Source organism: Agromyces badenianii (assembly GCF_003070885.1).
GTDB classification, from domain to species: domain Bacteria; phylum Actinomycetota; class Actinomycetes; order Actinomycetales; family Microbacteriaceae; genus Agromyces; species Agromyces badenianii.
Genome location: NZ_CP028913.1, coordinates 1 through 18,634 on the forward strand (window position 1 = coordinate 1; position 18,634 = coordinate 18,634).

Annotated in this window: 18 protein-coding genes and 2 tRNA genes; 15 read left to right on the forward strand and 5 right to left on the reverse strand. The window is 67.2% G+C overall.

All coding sequences use genetic code 11. From position 1 onward, the window contains the following. Positions 1-150 precede the first annotated feature (150 nt). The 9 genes from dnaA (at position 151) to DCE93_RS00045 (ending at position 10,580) form a co-directional block, all read left to right on the forward strand. Positions 151-1,572 (forward strand): chromosomal replication initiator protein DnaA, encoded by a 1,422-nt coding sequence (gene dnaA / locus DCE93_RS00005; RefSeq protein ID WP_108594083.1) that lies wholly within the window; start codon positions 151-153, stop codon positions 1,570-1,572. 582 nt (positions 1,573-2,154) lie between these two features. Beyond that, positions 2,155-3,303 carry a DNA polymerase III subunit beta gene (gene dnaN / locus DCE93_RS00010; protein WP_108594084.1) on the forward strand — a complete coding sequence of 383 codons (1,149 nt, stop codon included), beginning with the start codon at positions 2,155-2,157 and terminating at the stop codon, positions 3,301-3,303. Between the two features lie 161 nt (positions 3,304-3,464). Continuing rightward, positions 3,465-4,694, forward strand: a complete 1,230-nt coding sequence (gene recF, locus DCE93_RS00015; RefSeq protein ID WP_108594085.1) for a DNA replication/repair protein RecF — start codon at positions 3,465-3,467, stop codon at positions 4,692-4,694. Then, complete coding sequence (locus DCE93_RS00020) at positions 4,687-5,169, forward strand: DciA family protein (RefSeq protein ID WP_108594086.1); 483 nt, start codon at positions 4,687-4,689, stop codon at positions 5,167-5,169. Before recF ends, DCE93_RS00020 begins: the two co-directional genes overlap by 8 nt. Before the next feature lie 123 nt (positions 5,170-5,292). Continuing rightward, the gene (gene gyrB / locus DCE93_RS00025) at positions 5,293-7,311 is read left to right on the forward strand and encodes a DNA topoisomerase (ATP-hydrolyzing) subunit B (RefSeq protein WP_108594087.1); all 2,019 of its coding nucleotides are present in this window, start codon (positions 5,293-5,295) and stop codon (positions 7,309-7,311) included. Then, positions 7,301-9,895, forward strand: coding sequence for a DNA gyrase subunit A (gene gyrA / locus DCE93_RS00030; RefSeq protein WP_108594088.1), 2,595 nt, complete (start codon positions 7,301-7,303; stop codon positions 9,893-9,895). Before gyrB ends, gyrA begins: the two co-directional genes overlap by 11 nt. A gap of 6 nt (positions 9,896-9,901) precedes the next feature. Further along, positions 9,902-10,306 (forward strand): DUF3566 domain-containing protein, encoded by a 405-nt coding sequence (locus DCE93_RS00035; protein WP_108594089.1) that lies wholly within the window; start codon positions 9,902-9,904, stop codon positions 10,304-10,306. Between the two features lie 64 nt (positions 10,307-10,370). Then, positions 10,371-10,444: transfer RNA gene (locus tag DCE93_RS00040), tRNA-Ile, on the forward strand. A 63-nt stretch (positions 10,445-10,507) separates the two neighbouring features. After that, positions 10,508-10,580: transfer RNA gene (locus DCE93_RS00045), tRNA-Ala, on the forward strand. 82 nt (positions 10,581-10,662) lie between these two features. Here DCE93_RS00045 and DCE93_RS00050 read toward each other — a convergent pair. Further along, the gene (locus tag DCE93_RS00050) at positions 10,663-11,127 is read right to left on the reverse strand and encodes a hypothetical protein (RefSeq protein WP_146184894.1); all 465 of its coding nucleotides are present in this window, start codon (positions 11,125-11,127) and stop codon (positions 10,663-10,665) included. Between the two features lie 15 nt (positions 11,128-11,142). On the opposite strand from DCE93_RS00050, the gene DCE93_RS00055 reads away from it, so the two are divergent. Next, on the forward strand, positions 11,143-11,592 hold the full coding sequence (locus tag DCE93_RS00055) for an NUDIX hydrolase (protein ID WP_108594091.1): 450 nt from the start codon (positions 11,143-11,145) through the stop codon (positions 11,590-11,592). Between the two features lie 171 nt (positions 11,593-11,763). Here the strand turns inward: DCE93_RS00055 and DCE93_RS00060 are convergent, their stop codons facing one another. Together DCE93_RS00060 and DCE93_RS00065 are read right to left on the reverse strand one after the other, a co-directional pair. Beyond that, the gene (locus DCE93_RS00060) at positions 11,764-12,015 is read right to left on the reverse strand and encodes a hypothetical protein (RefSeq protein ID WP_108594092.1); all 252 of its coding nucleotides are present in this window, start codon (positions 12,013-12,015) and stop codon (positions 11,764-11,766) included. 647 nt (positions 12,016-12,662) lie between these two features. Continuing rightward, positions 12,663-13,181: a hypothetical protein gene (locus tag DCE93_RS00065; RefSeq protein ID WP_108596477.1), complete on the reverse strand. Its 519-nt coding sequence runs from the start codon at positions 13,179-13,181 to the stop codon at positions 12,663-12,665. A 118-nt stretch (positions 13,182-13,299) separates the two neighbouring features. Between DCE93_RS00065 and DCE93_RS00070 the strand changes: the two genes are divergently transcribed. Together DCE93_RS00070 and DCE93_RS00075 are read left to right on the forward strand one after the other, a co-directional pair. Next, positions 13,300-13,839, forward strand: coding sequence for a peptidylprolyl isomerase (locus DCE93_RS00070; protein ID WP_108596478.1), 540 nt, complete (start codon positions 13,300-13,302; stop codon positions 13,837-13,839). Positions 13,840-14,077: 238 nt separating this feature from the next. After that, the gene (locus DCE93_RS00075) at positions 14,078-14,704 is read left to right on the forward strand and encodes a rhomboid family intramembrane serine protease (protein WP_244284194.1); all 627 of its coding nucleotides are present in this window, start codon (positions 14,078-14,080) and stop codon (positions 14,702-14,704) included. 185 nt (positions 14,705-14,889) lie between these two features. Here the strand turns inward: DCE93_RS00075 and DCE93_RS00080 are convergent, their stop codons facing one another. Beyond that, on the reverse strand, positions 14,890-15,129 hold the full coding sequence (locus DCE93_RS00080) for a cell division protein CrgA (RefSeq protein ID WP_108594094.1): 240 nt from the start codon (positions 15,127-15,129) through the stop codon (positions 14,890-14,892). Positions 15,130-15,201: 72 nt separating this feature from the next. Here DCE93_RS00080 and DCE93_RS00085 point away from each other — a divergent pair, with 72 nt between their 5' ends. From DCE93_RS00085 to DCE93_RS00090, 3 genes are read left to right on the forward strand one after another with little or no spacing between them, the layout of a single operon-like run. Then, on the forward strand, positions 15,202-15,993 hold the full coding sequence (locus tag DCE93_RS00085) for a class E sortase (RefSeq protein WP_108594095.1): 792 nt from the start codon (positions 15,202-15,204) through the stop codon (positions 15,991-15,993). Between the two features lie 3 nt (positions 15,994-15,996). Beyond that, positions 15,997-16,158 (forward strand): hypothetical protein, encoded by a 162-nt coding sequence (locus tag DCE93_RS14470; protein ID WP_168186140.1) that lies wholly within the window; start codon positions 15,997-15,999, stop codon positions 16,156-16,158. 1 nt (position 16,159) lies between these two features. Continuing rightward, a complete protein-coding gene (locus tag DCE93_RS00090; RefSeq protein WP_108594096.1) occupies positions 16,160-16,822 on the forward strand; it encodes an anthranilate synthase component II in 663 nt (220 codons plus the stop codon). Positions 16,823-16,913: 91 nt separating this feature from the next. Here DCE93_RS00090 and pknB read toward each other — a convergent pair whose 3' ends face one another. Then, entirely contained in the window at positions 16,914-18,608 is a 1,695-nt protein-coding gene (gene pknB, locus DCE93_RS00095; protein ID WP_108594097.1) for a Stk1 family PASTA domain-containing Ser/Thr kinase, read from the reverse strand. Positions 18,609-18,634: the final 26 nt, after the last annotated feature.

Genomic DNA, 18,634 nt, shown 5'->3' on the forward strand with positions numbered 1-18,634 from the left:
CCCAGCTTGGTGCGCGGAATCTCGGGCTTCTTCCGAATTCTCCCCACAGGGCGTGGAGAACACAGACAACACTCGCCTCGCGCCGCTTGCTCAGTCGATCGGGGGATCGATGAGCGGCAGACGACGGCACCGGATTGAATGCGGGGAACAATGACAGAACAGCCCATCTCGGATACGTGGGCGACGATCCTCGATCGGCTGTCAGACGACGACGCGATCACCCCGATGCTCCAGGGATTCCTCAATCTCGTCGAGCCGAAGGGCATTGCGGCCGGCACCTTCTACCTCGAGGTGCCGAACGATTTCACCGCGAGCATGCTGAACCAGCGCATGCGGGTCTCGCTGCTCTCGGCGATGAGCGTGGTCGAGGCTCCGGCGCCGGTGACCTCGTTCTACGTCGTCGTCAATCCCGAGCTCGAAGAAGCCAGGGCACCCGAGCCGCAGTCGCCGTTCGTCGACGAGATGCTCGATCCGGTGGAGATGCCCGCGTCTCCGCAGTCGGTCTTCGAGAACACGAACCCCGTCGCGTCGCGCGACACGCGACTGAACCCGAAGTACGCGTTCGAGAGCTTCGTGATCGGTCAGTCCAACCGCTTCGCCCATGCGGCGGCGGTCGCGGTGGCCGAGGCGCCGGCGAAGGCCTACAACCCGCTCTTCATCTACGGCGACTCGGGCCTCGGCAAGACCCACCTCCTGCACGCGATCGGCCACTACGCGATGAGCCTGTATCCGGGCATCCGCGTGCGGTACGTTTCGTCCGAGGAGTTCACGAACGACTTCATCAACTCGATCGCCAACAACCGCGGCTCGCTCTTCCAGCAGCGATACCGCAACATCGACATCCTGCTGATCGACGACATCCAGTTCCTGCAGGGCAAGGCCGAGACGCAAGAGGCGTTCTTCCACACCTTCAACACCCTGCACGATCACAACAAGCAGGTCGTGATCACGAGCGACGTGCCGCCGAAGCACCTCACCGGCTTCGAAGACCGCATGCGCAGCCGCTTCGAGTGGGGCCTCATCACCGACGTGCAGGCGCCCGACCTCGAGACCCGCATCGCGATCCTCCGCAAGAAGGCGCAGTCCGAGCGCCTCCAGGTGCCCGACGACATCCTCGAGTACATGGCCTCGAAGGTCTCGAGCAACATCCGCGAGCTCGAGGGCACCCTGATCCGCGTCACCGCGTTCGCGAGCCTCAACCGCACGCCGGTCGACATGCCGCTCGTGCAGACGGTCTTGAAAGACCTCATCACGGATGACTCGGACAACGTCGTCTCGCCGGTCGACATCATCACCGCGACCGCCGACTACTTCAAGCTCACCGTCGACGATCTCTACGGGTCCAGCCGATCGCAGGCCGTGGCGACCGCGCGCCAGATCGCGATGTACCTCTGCCGCGAGCTCACGAGCCTGTCGCTGCCGAAGATCGGACAGCTGTTCGGCAACCGCGATCACACGACCGTCATGTATGCGAACAAGAAGATCTCGGAGCTCATGAAGGAGCGGCGCTCGATCTACAACCAGGTGACCGAACTCACCGCGCGCATCAAGCAGGTCAGCCGCTACCGCTGAGCACGGCGGTGCGAAGGGTCGAGTGAACCGTGCACCGGGGTCTCGACACGGCACAGGCGCCACGGCACGCCTGCTCGACCGACCGGGCGGATTCTCGATACGGCGCCGGCCCGCCGACTCGACCAGCAAGCGAGGGTGATCGGCGCGCCCGCACCCTCGGAATCGGGGTCTGCACGGCCACTGCAGATCGTTTCAACGCAATTCCCACAGTTGTGGAGAACCTGTGGATTGTTAACGAGCAACCGCGCCACGCCTGTTGAGACCGGCCCCTCGCCTGTGCAGAACAGTGTCATGCGTTCGGCACCGCGCCGGGACATCCGCTCGCGAACCCACACACTGTGCACAGATCGGATGCCCCGAGATCGGCGTCGTTCCGCGGGTCTCCGAACACCATCCACAGTTTCCACAGCGGTTAACACTGTTAAGAGTTAAGGGTTTAAGGGGGGATTCCCACAACCTCGAGATCGGCGGGCTTCGGTCGACGCCTGGCGCGCCTGCACGTCGTGATCGATTCGCCCCGCGACGCGGTCGGCTCTGCGGATAACATGGGACGCACCCAGCGCCATCCACGACGGGAGAACCGTGAAGTTCCAGGTCAACCGCGACGTCTTCAGTGAGGCCGTTTCCTTCGCCGTCAAACTGCTGCCGCAGCGCACCACGCTGCCGATCCTCTCGGGCGTACTGATCCAGGCGAATGCCGACGGTCTCGTGCTCTCCTCCTTCGACTACGAGGTCTCATCGCAGACCGAGATCCAGGCCGACGTCGAAGAGCAGGGCACCGTGCTCGTCTCGGGCCGACTCCTCGCCGAGATCGCCGGCCGCCTGCCGAATGCCCCGGTGCGCGTCGCGACCGAAGAGAGCCGCATCTCCGTGAGCTGCGGCTCGGCGAGCTTCACACTCCTGTCGATGCCGGTGGAGGAATATCCCTCGATCCCCGAGATCGGCCCCGAGTCCGGCGTCGTGCCGGCCGAGGAGTTCGCGGCCGCAGTGGCGCAGGTCGCCGTCGCAGCATCGCGCGACGACGTGACGCCGGTCATCACGGGTGTGCAGCTCGAGGTGCGCGAGAACAACCTGAGCCTCGTCGCCACCGACCGCTACCGCGTCGCGGTGCGCGAACTCGATTGGGACGGCGGCGGCGTCGCGAGCGAAGAGACCGTCACGGCGCTCGTGCCCGCGCGCACCCTGCAAGAGGTCGGCAAGACCTTCGGTCACTCCGGCACGATCTCGGTCTCGATCACGAACCGCGACGACCGCGAGCTGATCGCCTTCAGCGCCGAGAAGAAGACTGTCACCTCGCTGCTCATCAAGGGCAACTTCCCGCCCGTGCGGCGGCTCTTCCCCGAGACGGTCGACAACTACGCGGTGGTCAACACGGCCGAGCTGATCGAGGCCACCCGCCGTGTCGCCCTGGTGCTCGAGCGCGAGGCGGCCCTGCGCTACAGCTTCACGGCAGACGGTCTCACCCTCGAAGCCATCGGCAGCGAACAGGCCCAGGCGTCGGAGTCGATCGACGCGATCCTCACCGGCGACGACACCGTGGTGTCGCTGAAACCGCAGTTCCTGCTCGACGGCCTCGGCGCCGTGCACTCGGAGTACGTGCGCGTGTCGTTCACGAAGACCGAGAACCCCAACAAGCCGGGCCCGGTGCTCATCACGAGCCAGTCGTCACGCGAGCAGGCCGGCGCCGACAGCTACCGCTACCTGCTGCAACCCAACCTCCTGCTTCGCTGAGCGGTTCCGGGCGCCGGTCGGGCGCGGCCGCGGTGCCGTGGGCCCGCAAGTGCTCGGAGACTCCGACCCGCGTGGAGGTCAGTGGTGCGGGGTAGCGTTGTGAATTGCGATTCCGGCGGCCACGGGGCATCCGGATGCCTCGTCGTGGAAGGGAGCCCAACGTGCACGTCGCCCGGCTCTCACTGACCGACTATCGCAACTATGAGCGCGCCGAGCTCGAACTCGGCCCGGGGGCGACCGTGCTCGTCGGCCGCAACGGCCAGGGCAAGACCAACCTCGTCGAAGCGATCGGCTACCTGGCCACCCTCGGGTCGCACCGGGTCTCGGGCGATCAGGCCCTCATCCGGGCCGGCGCCGACGCGGCGATCGTGCGGGCACTGCTCTCGCACGGCGACCGCGAGCTACTCGTCGAGCTGCAACTGAACCGGCAGGGCGCCAATCGCGCACAGCTGAACCGTTCGCCGGTCAAGACGCGGGAGCTTCCGCGTTATGCGCACAGCGTGCTCTTCGCACCCGAAGACCTCGCCATCGTGCGCGGCGAACCCTCGGTGCGCCGGCGGGTGCTCGACGAACTGCTCGTGCAGCGCACTCCGCGGCTCGCGGGAGTGATGGCCGACTACGAGCGCGTGCTGAAGCAACGCAACTCCCTGCTGAAGAGCGCTCGGGCACGAGGGCTGGCCGTCGACAAGCTGACGACCCTCGACATCTGGGACGAACGACTCGTCGCGCTCGGCTCGGAGCTCATCGACCAGCGTCTCGCGCTCGTCGCCGAGCTCCGCGAGCCGCTCGCCGCCGCGTACCGCTCGATCGTCGATGCCGATCACGCCCCGGGCATGACGTCCCTGCTCTCGATCGACGGCGCCGACCCCGATGCCGAGCCCGAGGCATCCGCTGCCGTGTCAGAGCAGGTATCGGGCACGCGTGAGCGATTCGCCGAGGCCCTGCGGGTGCTGCGGCCGAAAGAGCTCGAACGCGGTGTCACGCTCGTCGGTCCGCATCGCGACGACGTCGTGCTGCTGCTCAACGGTCTGCCGGCGAAGGGCTATGCGAGCCACGGCGAATCCTGGTCGTTCGCCCTCGCCCTGCGACTGGCCTCGGCCGAACTGCTCCGCCGCGACTCGATGACCGGCGACCCGGTGCTCGTGCTCGACGACGTCTTCGCCGAGCTCGACCGCCTGCGGCGCGATCGCCTGGCCAGTGCGATCGCCGGCTTCGAACAGGTGCTCGTGACGGCCGCGGTGCTCGAAGACGTGCCGCGTCCGCTCATCGCGCGCATCGTGCACATCGAGGCGGGGCACATCGTCGACGAGGCAGCGGCCGAGCCCGACGCCGAGCCCGAGCCCGACCCTGACGCACCGTCGACTTCAGAGCCCGAGGCCGCCGATGTCTGAGGCCTCCCGCGTCTACCAGCACTTCCGCGAGATCTTCGGGGGCGAGCCGCGCACGCGCACCGGCCGCCCGGGTCGGGTGCGCACCCGCGACACCTCCGGCAGCGAGCCGTTCACCCCCGGCCGCGATCCGAAGCCGCTCGCCGACTCGATCGACTCGCTGAGCACGCAGCTCGGCTGGAACGGCCCGCTGTCGCAGCACGACGTGCTCGCGTCGTGGGCCGACATCGCCGGCGACGAGACGGCGCGGCACTCCGAACCGATCGCCATCGAGGGCGGCGTGCTCCAGGTGCGCTGCGAGTCGACCGCGTGGGCGACGCAGCTGCGCATGATGCGCACGCAGATCCTCACCGAGATCACGACGAGATTCCCCGGAGCCGGGGTCGACATGATCCGTTTCCAAGGGCCGGATGCCCCCACCTGGAAAAGGGGCCCCAGATCGGTTCCAGGGCGCGGTCCGCGCGATACCTACGGGTAGGCAGGCAAATTCGGTCACTTCGCAGTTGATATCGCCCCAGATCGGCGCTTCAAGCCTTGCGTCGACCCTCGATTTGATAGGATCGAGAGTCGCCAGAATGACGGTCAGGAGCCCGATTCACACATGACAGCGGAACCGACGAAGGCCCAGCAGACACCGGCATACGGTGCTGATGAGATCCAAGTCCTCGAGGGCCTCGAAGCGGTTCGCAAGCGGCCGGGTATGTACATCGGCTCGACGGGTCCCCGAGGCCTGCACCATCTCGTCTCCGAGATCGTCGACAACTCGGTCGACGAGGCGCTTGCGGGCCATGCCACCACCATCGATGTCACGATCCTGCCCGACGGCGGTGTGCGGGTCATCGACGACGGTCGCGGCATCCCCGTCGACATCCACAAGACCGAAGGCCGCTCGACGGTCGAGGTGGTGCTCACGGTGCTGCACGCCGGCGGCAAGTTCGGCGGTGGCGGCTACGCCGTCTCGGGCGGGCTGCACGGCGTCGGGTCGTCCGTCGTCAACGCGCTCTCGACCAAGCTCGACGTCGAGGTGCGCCGGCAGGGCCATGTCTGGCGGCAGTCGTTCACCGTCGGTGTTCCCGACGCGCCGCTGTCGCAAGACGAGCCGAGCGACGAGACCGGCACGACCATCACGTTCTGGCCGAACGCCGACATCTTCGAGACCGTCGAGTTCGACTACGAGACGCTCCGCAGCCGCTTCCAGCAGATGGCCTTCCTCAACAAGGGCCTGCGCATCACGCTCACCGATGAGCGCAGCGGCCACGTCGAGATCGATCCCGACGACACCGCGGCGAGCGAAACGGATGACGCGGCTCCTGCTCCCCGTACCAACACGTTCCTCTACGAGCGCGGGCTCGTCGACTACGTCGAGTATCTGAATCGTTCGAAGAAGTCCGACCTGGTCAACGAAGAGATCATCTCCTTCGAGTCCGAAGACACCGACCGCAAGATCGCGCTCGAGGTCGCGATGCAGTGGACGACGTCGTACACCGAGTCGGTGCACACCTACGCGAACACCATCAACACCCACGAGGGCGGCACGCACGAAGAGGGTTTCCGTGCTGCGCTCACGACGCTCGTGAACAAGTACGCCCGTGAGAAGGGCATCATCAAGGAGAAGGACGACAACCTCTCCGGCGACGATGTACGCGAGGGTCTCACCGCGGTCATCTCGGTCAAGCTCTCCGAGCCGCAGTTCGAGGGTCAGACGAAGACCAAGCTCGGCAACACCGAGGCGAAGTCGTTCGTGCAGAAGGTCACGGCCGATCAGCTCGGCGACTGGTTCGAGCGCAACCCGGCCGTAGCCCGCGACATCATCCGCAAGGCGATCCAGGCCGCAACCGCGCGCATCGCGGCACGGAAGGCGCGAGAGGCGACCCGGCGCAAGGGCCTGCTCGAGTCGGGCGGCATGCCCGGCAAGCTGAAGGACTGCTCGTCGAAAGACCCCTCGGTCTCCGAGATCTTCATCGTCGAGGGCGACTCGGCCGGCGGCTCGGCCGTGCAGGGCCGCAACCCCGAGACGCAGGCGATTCTCCCGCTTCGCGGCAAGATCCTGAACGTCGAGAAGGCCCGACTCGACCGCGCCCTCGCCAACAACGAGGTGCAGGCCATGATCACGGCGTTCGGCGCCGGCATCGGCGAGGACTTCAACACCGAGAAGGCCAGGTACCACAAGATCGTGCTCATGGCCGACGCCGATGTCGACGGCCAGCACATCACGACCCTGCTGCTCACGCTGCTGTTCCGCTACATGCGCCCGCTCATCGAGCTCGGCTACGTGTACCTCGCGCAGCCGCCGCTCTACCGGCTCAAGTGGACGAACGCCGAGCACGAGTACGTCTACTCCGACAAGGAGCGCGATGCGCTGCTCACGGCCGGTGTCGCCGCCGGCAAGCGCATCCCGAAAGACAACGGCGTGCAGCGCTACAAAGGTCTCGGCGAGATGAACCACCAAGAGCTGTGGGAGACCACGATGAACCCCGAGACCCGCACGCTGCTGCAGGTCACCATGGACGACGCGGCCGCCGCCGACGAGATCTTCTCCACCCTGATGGGCGAAGACGTCGAGAGCCGCCGCAACTTCATCCAGAAGAACGCGAAGGACGTGCGTTTCCTTGACATCTGATGTGATCAACCCCGGCGGCGACGAGACCGTCGAGGGGCCCGGCATCCACGGCAGGATCGACCAGGTCGACCTGCAGCTCGAGATGCAGCGCTCGTACCTCGACTACGCGATGAGCGTCATCGTCGGCCGCGCCCTGCCCGACGTGCGCGACGGACTCAAGCCGGTGCACCGGCGCGTCATCTACGCGATGTACGACGGCGGCTACCGACCCGACCGGGCGTTCTCGAAGTGCGCCCGCGTCGTCGGCGACGTCATGGGCCAGTTCCACCCGCACGGCGACACCGCGATCTACGACGCGCTCGTGCGCCTCGTGCAGCCGTGGAGCCTGCGCTACCCGCTCGCGCTCGGTCAGGGCAACTTCGGCTCGCCCGGCAACGACGGCGCGGCCGCTCCCCGATACACCGAGACGAAGATGGCTCCGCTCGCGCTCGAGATGGTGCGCGACATCGAGAAGGAGACCGTCGACTTCCAGGACAACTACGACGGTCGCACGCAGGAGCCGTCGATCCTGCCGTCGAGGTTCCCGAACCTGCTCGTCAACGGCTCGGTCGGCATCGCGGTCGGCATGGCCACGAACATCCCGCCGCACAACCTCCGCGAAGTGGCATCCGGTGCCCAGTGGTACCTCGAGCACCCGACGGCGTCCCGCGAAGAGCTGCAAGAGGCGCTGATCCAGCGCATCAAGGGCCCCGACTTCCCGACGGGCGCGCAGATCCTCGGCGTCAAGGGCATCAACGACGCTTACCGCACGGGTCGTGGCTCGATCACGATGCGCGCGGTCGTGTCGGTCGAAGAGCTGCAGGGGCGCACCTGCCTCGTCGTCACCGAGCTGCCGTACCAGGTCAACCCCGACAACCTCGCGATCAAGATCGCCGACCTCGTGAAAGACGGCAAGGTCGGCGGCATCGCCGACATCCGCGACGAGACCTCGGGTCGCACCGGCCAGCGCCTCGTGATCGTGCTGAAGCGCGACGCGGTCGCGAAGGTCGTGCTCAACAACCTGTACAAGCACACGCAGCTGCAAGAGAACTTCGGCGCGAACATGCTCGCGATCGTCGACGGCGTGCCGCGCACGCTCTCGATCGACGGGTTCATCGCCCACTGGGTCGACCACCAGATCGAAGTCATCGTGCGGCGCACGCAGTTCCTGCTGCGCGAGGCCGAGGCCCGCATGCACATCCTGCGCGCCTACCTGAAGGCGCTCGACGCCCTCGACGAGGTGATCGCCCTGATCCGGCGATCGCCCACCGTCGAAGACGCCCGCGACGGGCTCATCGAGCTCCTCGACATCGACGAGCTGCAGGCCCGAGCCATCCTCGAGCTGCAGCTGCGCCGCCTCGCCGCGCTCGAGCGGCAGAAGATCAACGAGGAAGCGCAGCGGCTCGCCGAGGAGATCGCCGATTACCAGTCGATCCTCGCGTCGCCCGAGCGGCAGCGCACGATCGTCTCCGACGAGCTCGCCGAGATCGTCGCGAAGTACGGCGACGATCGCCGCACGCACATCATGCCCGGCTACGACGGCGACATGTCGGTCGAGGACCTCATCCCCGAAGAGGAGATGGTCGTCACCGTCACCCGCGGCGGCTACGTCAAGCGCACGCGCAGCGACAACTACCGCTCGCAGCACCGCGGTGGCAAGGGCGTGAAGGGCGCGCAGCTGCGCGCCGACGACGTCGTCGAGCACTTCTTCGTCACGACGACTCACCACTGGCTCCTGTTCTTCACGAACATGGGGCGCGTGTACCGGGCGAAGGCCTACGAGATCCAGGAGGCCGGTCGCGACGCGAAGGGCCAGCACGTCGCGAACCTGCTCGAGATGCAGCCCGACGAGCAGATCGCCGAGATCCTCGACATCCGCGACTACAGCGTCGCGCAGTACCTCGTGCTCGCGACGCGAGACGGACTGGTCAAGAAGACCGAACTGACCGCCTACGACACGAACCGCTCGCGGGGCGTCATCGCGATCAACCTGCGTGAGGGCGACGAGCTCGTTTCGGCGATGCTCGCCGACGAGCACGACGAGATCCTCCTCGTCTCGAAGAAGGGCATGTCGCTGCGCTTCGAGGCGACCGACGAGGCGTTGCGGCCGATGGGCCGGTCGACCTCGGGCGTGAAGGGCATGTCGTTCCGTGCGGGCGACCAGCTGCTCGAGGCATCCGTCGTCGCCGGCTCGCAGCACGAGGCCGCGCCGGCCGACGACGACGACTCGAGCGACGACGACGCCAGATACGTCTTCGTCGTCACCGAGGGCGGCTACGCCAAGCGCACCGCTGTCGACCAGTATCGACTGCAGAATCGCGGCGGTCTCGGCATCAAGGTGGCCAAGCTGAGCGATGATCGAGGCGACCTCGCGGGCGCCCTGATCGTCGGCCGCGACGACGAGGTGCTTGTGGTTCTTGCCAGTGGCAAGGTGGTACGCTCTGACGTCGCCGAGGTTCCCGCCAAGGGCAGGGACACGATGGGAGTGGTGTTCGCGAAATTCGCGGACGACGACAAGATCATCGCCATCGCGAAGAATTCCGAACGGAATCTCGTGGAGGAGGCCGCAGAGTCCGAAGCGGCCGAGCCCGCGCGAGAGGAGTAACCCTACATGAGTAGCGTCGCCGAGAAGCTGGCCCGCAAGTCCAATCGCAAGACCCCTGCCAAGCAGGTGCGGCTGCGACTCGTCTACATCGACTTCTGGTCGGCGGTGAAGCTGTCGTTCCTCGTCGCCGTGTGCCTCGCGGTCGTCAGCATCGTCGCCACGTTCCTCATCTACACGGTGCTGAACTCGACCGGAATCTTCGAAAAGCTCAACGAGCTGGTGCAAGACGTGGCCGGTGCGGGCGGCGACCTCACGTCGATCCTCTCGCTCGGCAACGTCATGGGCTTCGCCGTCGTCGCGGCACTGCTGAACCTCGTCGTCACGACGGCTCTCGGTGCGATCCTCGCGGTGCTCTACAACCTGAGCGTCAAGATCACGGGCGGCATCCTCGTCGGCTTCACCAACAACTGACGCCGCGCTCGGCCGATTCGGAGATTCCTGCCACGTCCGGTAGTCTTTCCTTCGGCCGAAATTCGGGGATATAGCTCAGGCGGTTAGAGCGCTTCGCTGATAACGAAGAGGTCCGAGGTTCAAGTCCTCGTATCCCCACTCTGAAAATTCCATACATATATAAATTCCATACATATATATAGGATGCCTCGGCATCCGCCCGGGGCCTTAGCTCAGTTGGTAGAGCGCCTGCTTTGCAAGCAGGATGTCAGGAGTTCGAATCTCCTAGGCTCCACAGTTTCCCACCTCGGGCGTCTGATCGCCGATGCGTTCGCGCCGTCGCTCCACTGTCGCGCGGGTGGCCGTCGGGCCACCGCTCACAGGCGAAGCCAACGGTCGATCAGGCTCACGATGGACGCGAGATGCCGGTCGATCTCGTCTGCGGGCAGGGTGATCACGCCGCGATCGGCAGCCGCCCAGCGCACGAGTCCGGTGTCGTCGTCGAAGCTGAACCCCTCGGCGTCGACGATCTTCACGCCACGGTGCATCACGACCCGCACCTTGCCGCGGGGATCGATGCCGAGGGTCACGCGATCGGTGCCGTCGAGTGCGTAGTTCGGCCCGTTCCACTTGATGTTCTCGATCGTCCCGGCAGGGGCGATGCCGCGGATGCCGCCGCACAGGCGCGAGAGCGGACCGCCCTGCTCAGGCGCGAGGCCGGCGAGATAACGGTCGACGTCGGGCGATGCCGGAACCGGCGTCGTCGCATCGGTCATCGGGTTGCTCCGTTCGAATGAGGATGCCTCGACCATAGCCGCCCCCGGCTCGTTCGTCGATGCCACGGCTACAGTGTCCGAATGGACATCCGCATCGCTGCCTACGGGGTCATCATCGCCGACGGCCGGATCCTGCTCTCGCACTGGAACGAGCACGGCCGGTCGGGATGGACGCTGCCCGGCGGAGGAATCGAGGGATCCGAGCACCCGGTCGAGGCCGCGCGGCGCGAGATTCGCGAGGAGACGGGGTACGAGGCATCCGTCGACCGACTGCTCGGCATCGACACGATAGTGGTGCCGCTCTCGAAGCGCCACTCGGGCTCGTCGCCGCTGTACGCGATGCGCGTCGTCTACCGGGCGAGCGTGCTGGGCGGTGAACTCCGCAACGAGATCGGCGGCTCGAGCGATGAGGCTCGCTGGTTCCCGCTCCGCGACGTGCCGCGACTGAAGAGAGTGAGCCTGCTCGACGTCGCGCTCAGGTTGAACGAGGCCGAGCCGCCCGACGGCGTGCCGCCGGCCGCCTCGGCCTAGCTCGCGGACTCGATCCCGCGGCCGTGACGCCGACGTTCCGGCCATGCCGGCCGAACCGTTCGCGACACGGCCGCGGGGTGCCGAGCTCCCCGAGGGTCGACGTCGTCGCGTGGGCGATGACCTCGACCCGCGGGGGCCGGTCTCGGGTGCTGGTGATGGTCTGCATGACGCTCAGATCATCGGGGTGGCGATGAGCGCCATGCGCTGGAACTCGGCGGCCTGCAGCCGTGCCGCGAGCAGTTCGTTGCGACGACGCTCGGAGTTCGCCGAGTGGGTGCGCCGCTCGTCTTGGCGACGGCCCCACGCGATGAGGGCGAGGCCCGTCCGGCGCGCGATGCGCTCGCGCAGCAGTCGTGCGTCGGCCCGGAGAGCGACGGCCTGGCCCTGTGGGCTTCGACCGGCGGTGAGGGTACTCGTATTCACGGTGATTCCTTCGTGTGTGTTGTGTGTGTGTGTTGCGTGTTGTGCGGTGTTGCGATGTGTACGTCGTGGTCGGCGCGCACTTGCCGAGCCGTCGGACGGACGACTCGGGGCCTCGGCGGGCGAGCGTGCGCGCCGGCGGCTCTCGGTGCGGTGCGGTGCGGTGCGGCCGGCGTGCGGCCATCGAGCGGCTGGCCCCGAGAGGCCCGGACGATGTTCCCGGGGCATCCGCCCGTCACGGTCGTGACGATGGCGATGAGGTCGCCGACGGATGCACGGCTGGCGCCGCGGGGATCACGCCCGAGGGGCGGAGTCGACGATCAGGCGCGAGTGCGCGTGACGTCGGGGTGAACCGCTAGCAGGCCCGAGATGCGAGGAGGACTCCCGTGTGGGCCGCAGCGAATGCTGTCGTGAAGATGTGCTTCATCATGGGTATCAACTCCTCTCTCTTGGCGTGTTGGACACCGGTTGTAGACGTTAGCGGGACTTTCGCGTCGACCGCAAGGTGAATTCTCAGATTCGTCGAGAATCAGGGGCAGCACTGAGCGGCGTGCGCTCAGCTCGAAGGATGCGCGCACGCCGAAACGGAGCCGGCATCCCGGGGTGACCCGGGGGAGTGCCGACTCCGTCAGGAGTGGATCAGGCGTGTATCAGACGCCGGCGGGCGTCGGGGGCGTCGGCTCGTCGTCGGCGACCCAGAGCTCGTCGTCGGCGCGGAAGGTCTGCCAGACGGCGTAGGCGACGCCCGCTGCGGCGATGATGCCGGCCCCGATCGCGAGATAGGTGCCCACGCCGGGGCCCCTCTTCTGGTTCACGACGGCGGCGGCACGAGGCGACAAGCGCCCGATGGCACGACGGACCCGCGCGTCGTTGGCGATGTCGCCGATCGAGAGCACCGACCCGAGCGCGGTGCCCACGGTGCGCTCCACGGTGTCGCCTGCGGTGCGGGCGACGCGGCCGGCCTGCTCAACCCCCGGCCGGACATAGCTCTCGTACCCGGTGCGAACCCGCGGAACGACCTCTTCTCGCGTGAGTTGACCGAGTTGGCGGCTGGCTTCGCGGGCGACGGCGTTGGCGTGCTCGAGCACATGCTGCTGGTTCTCCCACAGCTCCCCCGCGTGGCTCTGCAGTCGCTTGAGTTCCTTGCGGCGCTTGCGTGACAGGCTCATCTCGACCTCCATCGTTGTGAGCGAACTCCTCCATCTTGCCATCGATACGGCTGGAAGCGAGGTGGGAGTCCGAATCCGGCATGCGGGTTGACGAATCCACCCGTGACAGAATATGAAGATGCCGATTCACACCGCAGTCGCGACGCTCAACACCAACCACGGACCCATCAAGGTCGACCTCTACGGCGATCACGCGCCCAAGACGGTCAAGAACTTCGTCGGCCTCGCCACGGGCGAGATCGAGTGGACGCACCCCGCCACCGGCGAGAAGTCGACCGCACCCCTCTACGACGGCGTCATCTTCCACCGCATCATCCCCGGCTTCATGATCCAGGGCGGCGACCCGCTCGGCCAGGGCGTCGGCGGCCCCGGCTACCAGTTCGACGACGAGATCACCTCAGAGCTCGACTTCACCGAGCCTTACGTGCTCGCCATGGCGAACGCCGGCATCCAGATGGGCCGGGGCACCAACGGCTCGCAGTTCTTCATCACGGTCGGACCCACCACGTGGCTGCAGGGCAAGCACTCCATCTTCGGCAAGGTGACCGACCCCGCGAGCCAGGCCGTCGTCGACAAGCTCGCCGCCGTCGCGACCGACGGGCGCGACAAGCCTCTCGAGGACATCGTCATCGAGAGCATCTCCGTCGAGCCCGTCTGACCCGCAGGTGAGCGACTCGGGGCCTGATCGGGCGAACTTCTGCTATCGGCATCCCGACCGGCCGAGCTACATCCTGTGCCAACGGTGCGGGCGCACGGTCTGCCCCGAGTGCCAGACCCAGGCTCCGGTCGGAGTCATCTGCCCCGAGTGCATGCGCGAGCAGCGGGCCTCGGCGCCTCGCACGAAGCCGGCCGCACTGACCCGCATGCGCTCGGCGGCGGGGCGAGGCGCCCCCGTGGTGACGTATTCCCTGATCGGCATCACCCTGGCCGTCTTCGTCTTGCAGCTCATTCCCGGGCTCGGCGTCACGAACCTGCTGTACTTCACGCCGATCGCGGTGAGCGACATCGCCCTCCATCCGTGGCGGCTCATCACCACGGTGTTCGTGCACTCCACCGGGCTGATCTTCCACGTGCTGCTCAACATGTACACGCTGTGGATCTTCGGTCAGCTCCTCGAAGGGCTTCTGGGGCGCTGGCGCTTCCTCGCGCTTTACCTGCTGTCGGGTCTCGCCGGTTCCGTCGGCGTGGTGTGGTTGTCGGATCAGAGCGCGGGTGTCGTCGGCGCATCCGGGGCGATCTTCGGGTTGATGGGCGCCTTCCTCGTCATCCAGCGGCGCCTGGGCGGTCAGACGACCCAGTTGTTCGTGCTGCTCGGCATCAACCTCGTGATCGGCTTCGTGCCGGGTCTCAACATCGCCTGGCAGGCGCACCTCGGCGGACTCCTCGGCGGAGCGCTCATCGGGTTCATCTTCGTCGAGACCCGCAAACGCTCGCAGCAGACCCTTCAGACCTGGCTCCTGGTCGCCGTCGGCATCGTGCTCCTGCTGCTCAGCATGCGCTACGTCTTCCTGCCCATCGGCTGACGGCGTTCGAAGTTATCCACAGCACTCTCCACAGCTGGGGAGAGTTACACCGGTGTAATTGTCGTCGTTTCGGGGGACGCGGCGTCATTCCGTTCTCCACAGGCTGTGGGGAACCACGTGAACGCAGACGAAAGAGGGGCGGATGCCGCAGCATCCGCCCCTCTTCGCGTGTGTCGTGACGCCGGCTACCGCCAGCGAGTGGTCATGAGGAAGCCGATGAAGGCGATGCCGAAGCCGATGAGGATGTTCCATGAGCCGAGGTCGGCGATCGGAAAGCGGCCCTGGCTGACGTAGAACACGATGATCCAGGCGAGCCCGACGAGCATGAAGCCGAACATGACCGGCTTGAACCACACCGGGTTCGGAGCCTCTTCGCCGCTCACCTGTTCTGCGCGCGCGGGCTTCGGAGATTTCGTACGTGCCATGCGGGTGATTCTAGCCGAGCCCGGGGCCGCAGGCACATTCGGTTCCCCGTCGCGCGGGCTAGAATCGCCCCTGTGTCCGAGTCGCAGCCCGAAGCCGGGCGCTCGCGCCGCTCCGCGGGTGGCCAGCGCCCCCGTGTGAGCGTCATCGGCGTGCTCGGTGAACTGCTGCTCACGGCCGGCGTGCTGATCCTGCTGTTCCTCGGATGGCAGCTGTGGTGGAACGACGCGATCATGGCCGGGCAGCAGTCCTCCGCGGCATCCGAGCGAAGCAGCCAATGGCTGGAGCAATCGCGCGCGACACGCGACGATGCGCCGCAACCGGAGCCGGCCGACTACGGCGACCCGGTGGTCGACACGACCGAGTACGGCAACGGCGAGGCATTCGCGGTGATGTACGTGCCGCGGTTCGGCGAGGACTCCCAGCGCAACATCGCCGAGGGCTACGGACTCGACGTGCTGAACAGCTTCGACCTCGGCGTCGGCCACTACCCGCAGACGCAGATGCCCGGCGAGGTCGGCAACTTCGCGATCGCCGCGCACCGCAGCGCCTACGGCGGGGGCATGCACGAGATCGAGCAGTTGCAGCTCGGCGATGCCATCTACATCCAGACCGAAGACGGCTGGTACACGTACCGATTCCGCGACTTCGAGTACGTCACCCCCGAGACGGTCGACGTGCTCGCGCCGGTGCCGCACCGCCCCGAACTCGCGCCGACCGACCGCATCGTCACGCTCACGAGCTGCAACCCGCTCTACTCGACCGCCGAACGCATCATCGCCTACGGCGTGCTCGAGTCGTGGCAGCCGAGCGCGGCCGGACCGCCTGCGGAGATCGCCCCGATCGTCGCGACCTGGGGGAGCTGAGACATGTACGGCGCACTCTGGCGCATCCTTCCCGGGCCCGTGTGGCTCCGCATCATCCTGCTGCTCCTCCTCGTCGTCGCCGTCGTGTTCGCCCTCTTCACGTGGGTGTTCCCGTGGGCCGACGGCATCCTCAATCCGATCAACGTCACGGTGGAGCCGAACTGACATGGAAAGCACCGGGACCCGCGTCCTCGTCATCGACAACTACGACAGCTTCGTCTACACGCTGGGCGGGTACCTTCAGGAACTCGGCGCGGAGACCGAGGTCGTGCGGAACGACTCGTTCGACGTCGCCGAAGCTCCCGCTCGCATCGCCGAGTACGACGCGGTGCTCATCTCCCCGGGGCCGGGCAAGCCATCGGATGCCGGTGTGTCGATCCCGATCGTCGAGGCCGCCCTCGCCTCGGGGCAGCCGCTGCTCGGCGTGTGCCTCGGGCACCAGGCGATCGCCGAGGCCTTCGGCGCGGTCGTGACGAACGCCGAGGAGCTCATGCACGGCAAGACCTCCCGCATCACGCATGATGGGAGCGACTTCTACGACGGCGTGCCACAGCCGTTCACCGCGACGCGCTACCACTCGCTCGCGGTCGTCGACGGCACCGTGCCGGCCGAGCTCATCCTGACGAGTCGCACGCAGGGCGGAGTGATCATGGGATTGCGTCACGAGCGTGCGCCGATCTTCGGCGTGCAGTTCCACCCAGAGTCGGTGCTGACCGAGGGCGGATACCGCATGCTCGGCAACTGGCTCGCGGTGGCCGGACTGCCCGAGGCCCGCCAACGCGCTGTCGGCCTCGGCCCGCTGGTGCGGTCGACGGCCACGACGGCGTGATGAGCCGGGGTTCGCTCGGCTGAGGGGCGGGCGGGTCTCGATGCGCGCTTCGGTCGATGCGCTCGCTACTCGACCGGCGAGGGCGGGCGGATCAGCCCGCGCAGTAGGTGAGCTCGACCGAGGAGTGCTGCGGCACGTCGCCGGGCGCCAACGACTGCTGGGTGACCGGTGAGCCCGGCTGCGACTCGCACGACGGATCGGGCTTGGGAACCGCGCTCAGCTGCAGGTTCTCGGCCGAGAGGTACGACGAGGCCGCCGCGAGCGCCTGCCCGGTGAGGTCGGTGAGCGTCACCATGCCGCTGGAGATGCGGAAGTCCACCGTGGAACCGGCCTCGACCGATGAGCCGGCTTCGGGCGTGGTGCCGAGCACGGTGTCTCCGGGCACGGTGGGGGATGCCTCCCGCGTCTCGGTGCCCGGCACGAGCCCGACGGCCTGCAGGTCGGCCTTCGCCTGTTCGAGCGTCTTGTTGCGCACGTCGGGCACGGCGACCGCCTGCCTGCCGGTCGAGACGTAGACGGTGACCGCGGTATTGGAATCCACGATCTCGCCCGCGGGCGGGTCGCTCCTGGTCACCTCACCCGCCGGCACGGTGTCGCTCGTCTCATCGATGCGGGTCGCGGGGAGGCCGAGCTCTTGCAGTTTGGCCACGGCGTCTTCGTAGGTGCCGCCCGTCAGCACCGGGATCTCGCGGGCGTTCGACGGCAACTCGCTCGTCGGCTGCAGGTTGAACGCCCAATACATGACGGCGATCACGATGACGATCACGCCGATGATGCCCGACCAGATCCAGATCGCCGGCGGGCGGCGCTGGGTGCGGGTCATCGTCTCGTCTTCGGCGAGCTGTCGGAGTGCAAGCTCGGAGCTCGACAGCGAGGCCGTGGGGGCGCCGAAGAGCATCGTCGCCTGATCGGGCTCGCGGTGCACCGGCACGCGGCCTGCTGCGGCGGTGTCGACGTCGGCTCGGAACTCCGCCGCCGTCTGGTATCGCTGGTCGCGGTTCTTCGCGAGGGCGTGCAGCACGACGGAGTCGAGTGCCGGCGACACCTTCGGGTTGATGACGCTCGGCTTGATCGGCCGCTCGCTGACGTGCTGGTAGGCCACCGCGACCGGCGTGTCGCCGCGGAACGGCGGACGACCGGTGAGCATCTCGAAGAGCACCACGCCGGTGGAGTACAGGTCGGTGCGGGCGTCGACGACCTCGCCCTTCGCCTGCTCGGGCGAGAAGTACGCCGCCGTGCCGAGGATGGCCGTGGTCTGGGCGACGGTCGTCGACGAGTCCGAGACGGCACGGGCGATGCCGAAGTCCATGACCTTCACCTGGCCGGCGGTCGTGATCATGATGTTGCCGGGCTTGATGTCGCGGTGCACGACGCCGGCCCGGTGCGAGTACTCGAGCGCCGTGAGCACGCCGTCGATGACGCGAACCGCGGCGGAGGCCTCGAGCGGCCCGTCGTGGATGATGTCTTTCAGGAGTCGCCCCTCGACGAACTCCATGACGATGAAGGGCAGCTGCACCTCTTGGCCGGCCGCGTCGACGACGGTCTCCTCGCCGGCATCGAACACGCGCACGATCGTGGGGTGGGCCATGCGTGCTGCCGACTGCGCCTCCTGTCGGAAGCGCATGCGGAAGGCAGGATCGGTCGCCAGCTGCGGCTTCAGCAGCTTGATCGCGACCTGGCGGCCCAGCCTGGTGTCGGTGCCGACGTGCACGTCGGACATGCCGCCTCGCCCGATGAGGGCGCCGACGCGGTACCGACCCGCGAGCACTCGTCCTTCATCGTTCACCGTGCGGCTCCATCCCTTCTCGTGTC

Coding starts and splice junctions, on each gene's coding strand:
- dnaA (WP_108594083.1), top strand. CDS start 151: ATGACAGAACAGCCCATCTCGGATACGTGGGCGACGATCCTCGATCGG.
- DCE93_RS00020 (WP_108594086.1), top strand. CDS start 4,687: ATGTCTGAGGCCTCCCGCGTCTACCAGCACTTCCGCGAGATCTTCGGG.
- gyrB (WP_108594087.1), top strand. CDS start 5,293: ATGACAGCGGAACCGACGAAGGCCCAGCAGACACCGGCATACGGTGCT.
- DCE93_RS00035 (WP_108594089.1), top strand. CDS start 9,902: ATGAGTAGCGTCGCCGAGAAGCTGGCCCGCAAGTCCAATCGCAAGACC.
- DCE93_RS00055 (WP_108594091.1), top strand. CDS start 11,143: ATGGACATCCGCATCGCTGCCTACGGGGTCATCATCGCCGACGGCCGG.
- DCE93_RS00065 (WP_108596477.1), bottom strand. CDS start 13,181: ATGAGCCTGTCACGCAAGCGCCGCAAGGAACTCAAGCGACTGCAGAGC.
- DCE93_RS00070 (WP_108596478.1), top strand. CDS start 13,300: ATGCCGATTCACACCGCAGTCGCGACGCTCAACACCAACCACGGACCC.
- DCE93_RS00080 (WP_108594094.1), bottom strand. CDS start 15,129: ATGGCACGTACGAAATCTCCGAAGCCCGCGCGCGCAGAACAGGTGAGC.
- DCE93_RS14470 (WP_168186140.1), top strand. CDS start 15,997: ATGTACGGCGCACTCTGGCGCATCCTTCCCGGGCCCGTGTGGCTCCGC.
- DCE93_RS00090 (WP_108594096.1), top strand. CDS start 16,160: ATGGAAAGCACCGGGACCCGCGTCCTCGTCATCGACAACTACGACAGC.